An 11738-nucleotide genomic window follows, 5' to 3' on the forward strand; every position below is an offset into this window, starting at 1 on the left:
TGCGGGATGCCCGTAAGGATCACATCTTGCCTGATGCTCTGACATGGACAACCAACTTCTTTCAATTGGCTTTTTAAAGGTCATGGTTTGCTTGGGTTGGAAACCATTGTTCTTTGGAGGTCAATCGATCTTGACAAGAGCTAGTTTTTGGCGACTCTTCAGGGTTTTTTCGGCTGAATTCGCCTAGATCTCCTCAATGCAAGTCGCTGCTTTCCATCAGAGAGTCGTTGCGGCTGTTCGCAATTAATTAAAATAAAACTCACAAGGGTTGACCCATGTCTATGGGGCTCATATGGAGCGCACTAATGGCTGTGGCGCCTGTGTCATGCCGGTTCAACAGCCTCAGGTTGTTGTGAGTCGTGGAAACCCACAGGCCTGTTTGATGGTGATCGGGGAAGCGCCTGGCGCTCGCGAGGATGAGTTGGGGAAACCCTTTGTAGGACGTTCTGGGCAACTTTTGGATCGTTTGATGGAGAGTGTTGGCCTTGATCCTGTTGTTGACGCGTATATCTGCAATGTTGTGAAGTGCCGCCCCCCAAAGAATCGGCGACCGACACTTGCGGAGATTGCCTCCTATCGACCATGGTTACAGCAACAGATTGAGTTGGTTGATCCCTACGTGATTGCTTTGGCTGGCTCGACGGCAGTCGAAGCCATCCTTGGCATCAAGGGAGGAATTACGAAACTTCGCGGTCAATGGCAGCACTGGCATGGCCGTTTACTGATGCCGCTTTTGCATCCTGCCTACCTTCTTCGCAACCCATCTCCAGTCGATGGTGCCCCTATCGCGCTGACCAGAGGCGATTTGATGAGCATTCGCCATAGGCTTAGTAATGTTGATTGACATGCCGTTGTGCCAGTGTTGGATTTAGCCAACCACCAACTGCCATGAGCGCAACCATGGCCGAGTCTCCAATCAGCACATCCAGGAGATACGACACCCAGATCCACCGACGTGTAACGCGCACTGTCAACGTAGGAGGTGTCTTGATTGGTAGTGATCATCCTGTCAGGGTGCAGTCGATGATCAACGAAGACACCCTTGATGTGGAGGGTGCAACAGCAGGCATTCGTCGCTTGCATGAAGTTGGTTGTGAAATTGCTCGCCTAACGGTTCCATCTCTCGGTCATGCCAAGGCTGTCGGAGAGATTTGCAAACGCCTTAAGCAGACTTATCAGCCAGTACCACTAGTGGCTGACGTTCATCACAACGGCATGAAAATTGCCCTTGAGGTGGCAAAACACGTCGACAAGGTGAGGATCAATCCAGGCCTTTTCGTGTTTGATAAAGCTGATCCAAATCGAACAGAGTTCAGCAGCGAAGAGATTGCATCTATTAGAGAACGTATTGCCGAGAATTTCGAACCCCTTGTCACCCTTCTCAAGCAGCAAGACAAGGCCCTTCGTATCGGAGTGAATCATGGTTCGCTTGCTGAACGCATGCTCTTTGCTTATGGAGATACACCTCTTGGGATGGTTGAGTCAGCAATGGAATTCGTACGCATTTGCGATGCGCTCGATTTTCATAACATCGTGATTTCGATGAAGGCCTCTAGAGCGCCTGTGATGTTGGCGGCTTATCGATTGATGGCTGACACCATGGATCAAGAGGGTTTCAATTATCCCCTTCATTTGGGCGTAACCGAGGCTGGTGATGGGGATTATGGACGGATTAAAAGTACAGCGGGCATCGCAACGCTTTTAGCAGAAGGGCTAGGAGATACCATCCGAGTTTCATTGACCGAGGCGCCTGAGAAAGAAATTCCAGTTTGTTACTCGATTCTTCAATCCATCGGGCTGCGCAAAACGATGGTCGAGTACATCAGCTGCCCAAGTTGCGGACGAACGTTGTTCAACCTTGAAGAGGTTGTTCAGAAAGTGCGCGATTCCACATCACATCTTGTTGGTTTGGATATTGCGGTGATGGGTTGCATTGTGAATGGCCCAGGTGAGATGGCAGATGCTGACTATGGTTATGTTGGTAAAGGCCCAGGAGTGATATCCCTCTACCGCGGCAGAGATGAGATTCGCAAGGTGTCTGAGTCTGAGGGTGTAGATGCGTTGATCCAGTTGATCAAGGACGACGGTCGATGGGTGGATCCGCCATGAAGTCGTTATTGTGTGAGATCAGTCCAATTTGGACGCCATGCCTATCTCTGGAAGTTTTCGCTCATTAGGCCGCCAGCGCAGTTCATGGCTGGTCCTTCTGGGCGCGGGAGGAGCCGCTACTGCAATTGCACTTGCCTCTCCAAGTTTGGGTCTGCCAAGCAGTTCTTCTTCAGCTATTAGCGATAGCCCCAAAGAGGTGATTGATCAGGTCTGGCAGATTGTATATCGTGACTATCTTGATTCCACAGGTCAATATAACCCTGAAGGCTGGAAGGGACTACGCAAGGACTTATTAGCCAAGAACTATTCAGCCACTTCAGAATCATATGAAGCGATCCGTGGCATGTTAGCGAGCTTGGATGATCCCTATACACGATTCTTAGATCCAAAGGAATTTAAGGAAATGCAGATCGACACCTCAGGAGAATTAACAGGTGTTGGCATCCAGCTTTCTCTAGACAAGGATACAAAAGAATTAGTTGTGGTTTCACCAATTGAAGGAACTCCTGCATCTAAGGCTGGTGTCCAACCTAAGGATGTGATCGTTTTCATTAATGGACAATCCACTAAGGGCATGTCTACAGCGGATGCTGTTAAGTTGATTCGTGGTAAAGAAGGTAGTGAGGTCACCCTTGGTTTGCGTCGCAAGGGTGACGTTATCCAGGTCCCGTTGATTCGTGCACGGATTGAGATACAGGCAGTTGATATCCAGTTAAATACCACAGTTGATGGTACAAAGATTGGTTATATCCGCCTGAAACAGTTTAATGCCCATGCAGCTAAAGGTATGCGAAGTGCTATCAAGAATTTAGAAAAAGATGGTGTTCAAGGCTATGTACTCGACTTGCGTAGTAATCCTGGAGGGTTGCTTGAGGCCAGTGTTGATATCGCACGCCAATGGCTTGATGAAGGTACAATTGTTCGAACAAAAACTCGTGATGGCATTCAAGATGTACGCCGAGCGAATGGTAGTGCCTTAACCAAACTACCTGTTGTGGTTTTGGTGAATGAAGGCTCAGCAAGTGCAAGTGAGATCCTCTCAGGAGCACTACAGGACAATGATCGTGGTGTACTTGTAGGACAGAAGACCTTTGGTAAGGGCTTGGTTCAATCTGTTCGAGGTCTTTCTGACGGCTCTGGTCTTACTGTCACGATTGCTAAGTATCTCACCCCAAGCGGAACGGACATTCATAAAAATGGCATCAAGCCAGATATTAAGGCCGTGATGTCCGAAAAAGAAATCAATAATCTTAAGCTTGAGGATCTTGGCTCTGGGAAGGATAGTCAATATAAGGTGGCCGAAACAACACTAATTAAAGCCCTGAAAAAAGTACTTGATGGGCCATCATATAAGCCTGTAGGAGTTAACCTTCCCCAGGCTATTCCGTCAACACTATAATTTCTAAGCAGTTAGATTTTGTATTGATTTATGATCTTGCAGGATGTGTCGAGCACATAATAATTACTTGCTGTTTAATCTCTAAGTAACAGGTTGCATTAAGCCACCATCCCCACCTGAATTCGAGTCGTCGTCATCGTTTTCTGCTTCGCTTTGAAGAAAAGCAAAAATGGCAATGGCGGCGAGACTGAATAATCCGCTCATGAATCCCATGATTCCCTGATTGCTCCCGATCTCAGTGAATTCCCCCAAAGCAGTTTTCGCTATTTGCGCAAATGTAACGAAGAATTGCGTTTTTGTAAAGACTTCTTAATATAGTTGCGCGAGAAGGGCTTAGGGCGTAATGACAGCCTCGTCTCGCTCTACGGCTTGCTGCTTTTGCTGAATTGCAGTTAATCCATCCTCGCAAGGAATCTGAGTGGCCATGAGACGCAACCACTCCATCAGTTGTTCAAGCTGTTTTTCCATAGGCAAGACGCTTAGACCTCTTGCCAGCACCTTGGCTTTATTTCCACTTCCAGCCTGGTAAATCAGTCGGCCGTGCAGGTGTTGCGGTAAACCTTGTCTAAGTAGCCTGAAGGCGGGCTCCTCCATCGGCGTTTCCATCGCAATATTTGGCTTTTCTGGCTTAATTCTCGAGATCCCGCAGCGACGAGCTAAGAGTTTGAGCTCCATGAGTTGAAGAAGTGATTGCACAGGACCAGGAATGGCTCCGTAGCGGTCTGTCCAGCTAGCTGCCAATTCAATCAGTGATTCATGAGAAGCACAATTTGCTGCAGCTCGGTAAGCAGCGATCTTTTCGTCACCATCAACAATCCATTCCGCTGGCACGAATGCTGTTACCGGTAGATCGATTTGAGTGTCATCTACAGATGGAATGCCCTGTCCTTGGATTTCAGCAAGTGATTCCTGCAACATTTCCATGTAAAGATCGAAACCAATGGTTTCCATTTGTCCACTTTGTTCAACCCCGAGAAGGTTTCCCACACCACGGATTTCCATGTCTCGCATGGCTAATTGATAGCCACTGCCTAGCTGTGCAAATTCTTGGATTGCTCTTAGGCGTTGTCTAGCGGCATCACTGAGGGATGCGTCACCCGGATAGAACAACCATGCATGCGCTTGAACACCGCTTCTACCCACACGTCCACGTAGTTGGTAGAGCTGTGCTAGTCCAAATTTATGAGCATCCTCAATGAGGATAGTGTTCACACGTGGGATATCGAGGCCACTTTCAACGATCGTGGTGCATAGCATCAAGTCGGCCTCCCCTGCATTAAAGGCGACCATCGAGCTCTCAAGTTCGCCTTCTGCCATCTGACCATGGGCTACCAACAACTTCAAATCGGGCAGCATCTGTTGAAGTTGACTGGCTACATCTTCAATACCCTCAACACGAGGAACGACATAGAACACCTGTCCGCCTCGATCAAGTTCCTGCCGTATAGAACTACGAACTGCTTCTTCATCAAAAGCAGCTAGGTGGGTTTTGATAGGACGGCGTAATGGCGGAGGGGTTGTGATCAGACTCATTTCCCTTACCCCTGAAAGGCTCATGTATAACGTTCGCGGAATTGGTGTGGCTGAAAGGGTCAAAACATCTACATCCTTACGAAGAGCTTTGATCTTTTCCTTTTGATTGACTCCAAAACGCTGTTCCTCATCAACAACCAACAACCCTAGTTTTTGGAATGTTGTGTTTTTACTGAGTAGCTGGTGGGTGCCGACAACTGCATCGATTGTCCCTTCTTTGAGGCCATTAAGTATTGATTTTCGTTCTGAGCCTGTTCTGAATCGGTTCAGTAAAGCGACCTTGATTGGGTAGGGAGCAAAGCGGTCTGAAAGTGTTCTCCAGTGTTGTTGGGCTAGCACTGTTGTGGGGGCAAGCATGGCTATCTGGCGTCCAGACGTGATTGCTTTGAAGATCGCTCGTATTGCTACTTCCGTTTTCCCGAAACCAACATCTCCGCACACAAGCCGATCCATAGGTTGTGCTGCTTCCATATCGCGTTTTACATCAACGACTGCCTTCACCTGATCAGGTGTTGGTTCATAGGGAAAAGACTCTTCTAGTTCAATCTGCCATGGTCCATCTGGTGGGAAGGCATATCCAGGGGCCTGGAGTCGCTCTGCATAGAGCTTGACCAGATCCATCGCAACTTTGCGAACTAACTTTCGGGTTCGCTCTTTAATTTTTTGCCACGCTGTTCCTCCCATGCGATTGAGTTTTGGTGGCGATTCACTTGTTGATCGATAGCGACCAAGGCTGCCGAGCTGATCGGCGGCCACGCTGAGTGTTCCATCCAAATACTCGATAACCAAATAGTCACGGACCTCACCACTGATGGCCAGCTTTTCTAACTTCAGAAAACGACCGATGCCGTGATTGCGATGCACGACGAAGTCCCCAGTGCACATTTTATTGGGGTCAACAGTACGACTCGTTGCCCGTCGTCGTCGTCGAACATAACCGGTAGAGCCAAGGGTTTTTTGACCAAAAAATTCACGGTCAGTCATCAAAACAACACGCCAGGCTGGCAAGATCAGCCCCTCTAAATCCACAGAACCAGTTGTCTTTAATGCTACTGGGGTATTTTGCTCGAGCAAACGTTCAATGGCTGGGTGATCTTTAGCGTTTGGGACGAAGCGTGTGATGCAGTCATGCTCCTCAAGAAGAGCCACAGCACGGCTTGGTTGCGCTGATAAAAGCCAAACGGGATGATGTTCTTTTTGATAATTTTTGATTTGCTCTCCTAACCTGCCGAATTGGTTTGGGTTGGCTGGAATTGGGCGACTGGCAAGATCAAAACTATTTGCATAACCATCGTCTTCATGGAGTTCGGCAAGATCAATGCCAGCAAAGCCATCTGTGTTTGCATAGCTTTCTTCGATGCTGCGATGAAGCAATGGAGGCCAATACTTTTTTTGTTCATCAATGGACAAGCCCATTGATTGACCGACATCAATGTGATGTTCTTCTGCATGTTGAAGCCATAGCTTTCCATGTGCAGAGCCATGACGCTTCTCATCTATTGCGATAAATGAGCTGGCAGGAATGTAGTCAAGTAGCGAGGCAGGTTTGTTCCATGCAATACCCATTAACCTTCTTATACCATCTGGTGTAGAATCTTCGAATAGTTGATCTAAAGTCTCCTTACTAACAAGACGGTCAAGCCCATCGGGCATGGACTGTCGTAGTTGATGAGCAATTAATGGACTAAACCCTGAAGGAGTTAGGCAAAGCTCATTAACTTCATCCAGGGAACGTTGACTGACTGGGTCGAATTCTCTTAATTTGTCAAGTTCATCGCCGAATAACTCCAGGCGAACTGGTAATTCACTGCTTACTGGAAATATATCAACGATGTCACCACGACGACTCCAGGTAGCTTCCTGATCAACGGCTGTAACTCGATCATATCCAAGCTTGGTAAGAGTATTGGCTAAGCTTTCCAGGTCTATATGCTCTCCACGACAGAGTATTTCACACTGTGATGCGAGTGCATCAACAGGAGGTAGATGTGGCTGCAAAGCTCTTTCTGTGGCCACAATGGCTCGATCCCAACTTTTGGTTGATTCTCCAAGAAGTTCACTTAGAACCTGCAATTGCCCCCAGACGATTTCTGTTGTTGGGTCAAATGGCTCATAAGGTGAGCCTTCACTTGTTGGGTAGAGATGATTATGCGACCAACCCATCATTGCAAGCAGCGAAGACCAGCGATTCGCCTCTTCTAGTGTCGGTACGATCACAACCAGTGGACGGCTCTGCTTACGAGCTATTGCACTTGCAATTAATGCGCGCCCGACTCGCCCGGCTCCACGCATCAGTAAGCGGTCATTTCGATTACTTCTGTCCACCAACTCACCAGTGAGAGTCGACTTCTGAAGCTGACGAACTAATGAGCTCAGAGGCATGGTTGCTAAATAATCATCAAAATTGACAAGTTATAAATATAGCTTGTGAGGTCCAAGTGAAGTGTTTTGTTCAATTGTTAGGTAAGGCCTAATTCTTGAACAGAACTCATATCAATAAAAATCAAAATCTCTAGAAAATTATGATCTCTATTCTTGAGTTCCAACCATGGGGATTGAAACATTACCAGACTTTATTTGTTGAACTAAGTCTGGCGCAAAAATGAACGCGAGTATGATGAGAATTATAGAGAATAGGCGAACGGCTACTTTACGATCGATTATACGTTTAATATCATGAGATAACTGAAGGTTTGCGGGAGGGTATTGCATCAACATATCTTGATGAATTGTATTTGTATGTGCGGTTGTGGGGTGTATATCCCATGGGTGTTCTTTCTCAATTGAGTGTTGATGCCAATCCCAAAAAAGTTTAATCATCTTATCTTCTGCTAAAAGTTTGTTTTGTTCTTGATTCATGTATCCCATCTGCTCATTAAATGTTTGAGTTTGTAAGACGAGATAATCTTCCGAGAAAATTTTATAAAAAACTTTTTGCTGCCTTTGTTTAAAGAGAAGTAATTTGCAAAGAAGCTTATTCCTAAGAAACTTTCTATAATGACGAACAATGATTCGTGCTCTATTATGTGATAAGGGGATATGATCTAAAACTTGTACATATCTTGCCTGCTCAGTTTCCCCCTTGAAAATAATCACACGACCAGGAGGGATAAAGATTTGAGAAATAAATTCATCCTTTTTATTTTCTTTCTCATGATAGACGCTTCGAAGATGATATTCGTCCTTATTAATTGACTGATTGAAGCTTTTAATTGTTTTTCTATTGACATCATTTCCTGGCAATGTATTACCATGTAGCCAAAAGATATGTAAGATGTCCAAATGATTTTCTATGATACGAGACCAATCGCATTTAAAGTCTATAAATACTTCTTCATATTCGTAATCTTTCAAGTCAAAGCCATATGCCTCTGGAAGGCTATTCTCTAGGTGAGATTTTATCTGAAAATCTTTTGGGCTAGGCTGTGCTTCTCCTGTATAATAAATATATATATAGTCACCTTGCTCTACACAGGGATATTGCCTCAGGTGTAAATGTTTCGCGAAGTTATCATAATGAGAGTCAATAATATGGTTGCATGTTATTCTATCTGATCCATCCTGATTGCAGGATGGCGTATAGCGAGCCCCATGATATGGACAAACGATTTCACCGTTTTTATTTTCTCCTCCACGAAAAGATGCCGATCGATGAGGGCATGAATCTTTGATACATCTCGGTTTATTATTCTTGTCTCTGTATATTACTAATGGCTCATTAAACATGGACAGATGATATAATTCATCTTCTTTTAATAACTTACTAGCACAGACGGAATACCAACCCAGTAGGCCTACTGAAGGACGTATGGCTTTCTCGATTGGAGACTCAACGGTCAACTTGGTCTTTTTTTATTAATTCGATTTTATCGTGCAGGCATCTGGTTTGTAAATTCTGCAGTTATGGCGTAATAATATTGATATTCTGTTGAGCTTCTCATTGGCCTCTTGGATGCGACGTTATGACTCGTAAACTGTTGCGCTGCAGGCGCTCACACGGGTGCCCCCCAGGGTCTCAACCCCCTGACAGGAGCTTCAGAGCACTTGGCTCACCGCTTTCTGGTAGATCTTTCCTGCCTTGACGGCACGGGTTGCGGCTCCTTCGAATTTTGACAACCCAGTTGATTATTCAGGATAAAACTCTTTAACGCTAACAATTCATGCAATATACCAACGCTGAATAATCAACGAACAGACTAGCAGTATCTCTTTGCCTGGATTTCAATTGGCAGTTTAACTCTTATGTACTCCTTCTAATTAAGCTTCAACTGATTACAACAACTTATTGTGGATCTTTTGTCAGCTTAAGAGTTTTAGATTCATAAGATGGTGTAAGACAATATTCCCTGAGGCCCGATTCCGTGCCATTGATTCTTTCCGGTGTAACAGGATGGGTCGTACTAATTGTTCCGCATGCTCAAAACCTTATTGTATAGGCTTTCACCCTTGCTTTCAGGCTTCAAATTCTGATTGTCTTTCAAGCTCATATTGACCTAGAGAATTGATACCCCTTGAATTTATCTTTTGAGCTTTTAACGTTTGTGCATATTAGTTCCATGCGAACTTAAAAGTCAGTCTTAGTTTGTCTGCATTGATGCCCCTCTCTATGTTTTATAAAGCTTTGGACGATATATTTACTATTTGCTGCCTCAATGATCGCTATCTTTAAGTTTTTTTCTTTATCAAACAGTCAACATATACGAATCATGCTGACAATACTTTTATGTTCACTATTGCATATTTGATATCAGCTCTGCTTCTAGCAGCATGTTGAAACTGAGCAATTGTTGATCATTTAATTGTTGTCGACTTCTCGCTTTTAGTTGCTCTTGTAGGTATCTTCTGCCTTGCTCTGGTGTCCATCTAAGTTTCTCGAGTAATTGATCACATTGGTTCAGAAGATCTGTTCGGCGTAATGGTTTACCAGCCTCATTAGGGCCTTCACCAGGCTTTAATTCTTTTAGTTGATTAAGATAGGAATTTAACTCACTGTAGCGAGTGATGCGATGACGACTTGAGTGACCAAAGCACTTCTGCAGGTAAAGCATCTCCTGATCTCTATCCCATCCGACTCTTTGCAGCTCATGATCTATTGCTGCCAATTCATCACTCCAGTCTTCGGGGTCCATTTGATTATATACTTGATGCTCTGATGTTGATAATTGTTCTATATTGTTTGGTTGATGATTCTGCTCATCTTTTTGGAATGGCACGCTGATTAATCTTTTATTAGTGCTTGAATCTGAACCAGTTTCTTGAGTCTCAACTAAATCACTATCATAGAGAAGGCTTGTCTTGTTGGCTAGTCGTTGGATCAGCCTTTCTATCGCTCGGTCTTCTGCAGACTCAGCTGTCGGTCCCTCTCCTAAGGCACTTCCTAGAGGATCACCACCTTGCCAACCCGATACGTGCACAATGCAACGATTTGAGTCTGTGTGGCACAACTTTACCTGGATCTGCATCACCAACGGCTAAAGCCAGTCTTTCTGGGCATTATTGACCACACCAACTCATAACTGCGCTGTTTGTGATTTCTCTATTTCTTTCGCCTTTTTGGTATTGCTCTTCTAAGCATGCTCCAATCAGGATTGGTCAAGTCTGGTTTGAATCTATGACAATTTTTGAAACACGCTAAAGGAGGATATCTGGCAATGATACCCCTTGAGTTAGATGTTGAACCCCACCCCAAGACCCTGCCCAACAGTCGCTTGTAATTGTTGTATTAACACCTCTCCAAGTGCCTTGCTTTTGCCTTCCAATTGGCCTTTTCGAATGAGTAAAGGGCACGTTTTTGTACTTACGACTAGGCCCAGATCGGATTCGCAAGCCAGGATCTTTCCTGGTTCATGTTCTCCATCTTGCCAGCGTCCAAGCAGTGGCCTTACTTCTTCAGAAAGCTTGGATTTCAATTCCTCATCAAGTGGCTCAGTGGCTTGTACTTTCAGCCTTTTGTTATTCCAGCTGCTGAATGCGTTTGGATAAAGGCCCATAACCCTGCGATGCAAATCCATTGCAGATTGATTCCAATCAAGAATGTGGTCTTTTTTCGAGAGCATTCGGGCATATGTCGGGTCACCTTCAATCTCTTCCTGTTTGATGACTTCCAATTGTTTCCAACGTTCCGATTCGACTCCAGGGCCTGCTGCTGCAATCCTTGGCATTGATTCTAAAAACAATTTTGCTGTTATAGAGCTCAAACGGTTAGACAGCTGATTCGCATTTTCGAGTAAGCCGATAGAAACCCTTTCCTGGACTAAAACAGGGCCTGTATCAAGCCCCTCTTCCATTGCCATGATTCCAACGCCTGTCAGGCTGTCACCACTTAGCAAACTCCATTGAATCGGTCCTGCTCCTCGCCAGCGGGGTAGCAGTGAAGCGTGACCGTTCCAGCAACCGAGAGGAGGTTGATTGAGAACTGTTGAAGGAAGAAGCTGCCCAAAGGCGACTACAACAGAAATATCAGCCTTTAGTGATTTTAATTCTGCTTGAATGTCGCCCTCATCCCTAATGCGTTCAGGGGTGAATACACGCAACCCCTGATCCATTGCTCGTTGTTTGACGGGTGAGGCCATTTGCTGATTACCACGCCCACGACGACGATCAGGCTGGCTCACCACGCCTACAATTTCATAGCCTGAGTCATTTAAGGCATCCAGAGTTGGCACTGCATAGCTGGGGGTACCCCAGAACAGCACCC

At 45.4% G+C, this 11738-nt stretch carries 8 protein-coding genes; 3 read left to right on the forward strand and 5 right to left on the reverse strand.

From position 1 onward, the window contains the following. Positions 1-292 precede the first annotated feature (292 nt). The 3 genes from SIB74_RS04890 to SIB74_RS04900 are packed head-to-tail and all read left to right on the forward strand — an operon-like array spanning position 293 to position 3508. On the forward strand, positions 293-844 hold the full coding sequence (locus tag SIB74_RS04890) for a uracil-DNA glycosylase (RefSeq protein WP_063395935.1): 552 nt from the start codon (positions 293-295) through the stop codon (positions 842-844). Between the two features lie 44 nt (positions 845-888). Further along, positions 889-2109, forward strand: coding sequence for a (E)-4-hydroxy-3-methylbut-2-enyl-diphosphate synthase (ispG, locus tag SIB74_RS04895; RefSeq protein ID WP_063396028.1), 1221 nt, complete (start codon positions 889-891; stop codon positions 2107-2109). A gap of 37 nt (positions 2110-2146) precedes the next feature. Next, positions 2147-3508, forward strand: coding sequence for a S41 family peptidase (locus SIB74_RS04900; protein WP_063395934.1), 1362 nt, complete (start codon positions 2147-2149; stop codon positions 3506-3508). 81 nt (positions 3509-3589) lie between these two features. Here SIB74_RS04900 and SIB74_RS04905 read toward each other — a convergent pair whose 3' ends face one another. From SIB74_RS04905 to fmt, 5 genes are all read right to left on the reverse strand, one after another. Continuing rightward, complete coding sequence (locus SIB74_RS04905; protein WP_255359773.1) at positions 3590-3712, reverse strand: hypothetical protein; 123 nt, start codon at positions 3710-3712, stop codon at positions 3590-3592. A gap of 129 nt (positions 3713-3841) precedes the next feature. Then, positions 3842-7423, reverse strand: coding sequence for a transcription-repair coupling factor (gene mfd / locus SIB74_RS04910; protein WP_063395933.1), 3582 nt, complete (start codon positions 7421-7423; stop codon positions 3842-3844). A gap of 147 nt (positions 7424-7570) precedes the next feature. Beyond that, positions 7571-8881 carry an aromatic ring-hydroxylating dioxygenase subunit alpha gene (locus tag SIB74_RS04915; protein ID WP_063395932.1) on the reverse strand — a complete coding sequence of 437 codons (1311 nt, stop codon included), beginning with the start codon at positions 8879-8881 and terminating at the stop codon, positions 7571-7573. Positions 8882-9771: 890 nt separating this feature from the next. Beyond that, complete coding sequence (locus tag SIB74_RS04920; protein WP_231906072.1) at positions 9772-10254, reverse strand: hypothetical protein; 483 nt, start codon at positions 10252-10254, stop codon at positions 9772-9774. Between the two features lie 453 nt (positions 10255-10707). Then, entirely contained in the window at positions 10708-11736 is a 1029-nt protein-coding gene (gene fmt, locus SIB74_RS04925; protein ID WP_082818476.1) for a methionyl-tRNA formyltransferase, read from the reverse strand. Between the last annotated feature and the right edge of the window lie 2 nt (positions 11737-11738).

Origin of the sequence: Prochlorococcus sp. MIT 1306 (assembly GCF_047304515.1) — a bacterium.
Lineage (GTDB): Bacteria > Cyanobacteriota > Cyanobacteriia > PCC-6307 > Cyanobiaceae > Prochlorococcus > Prochlorococcus marinus_D.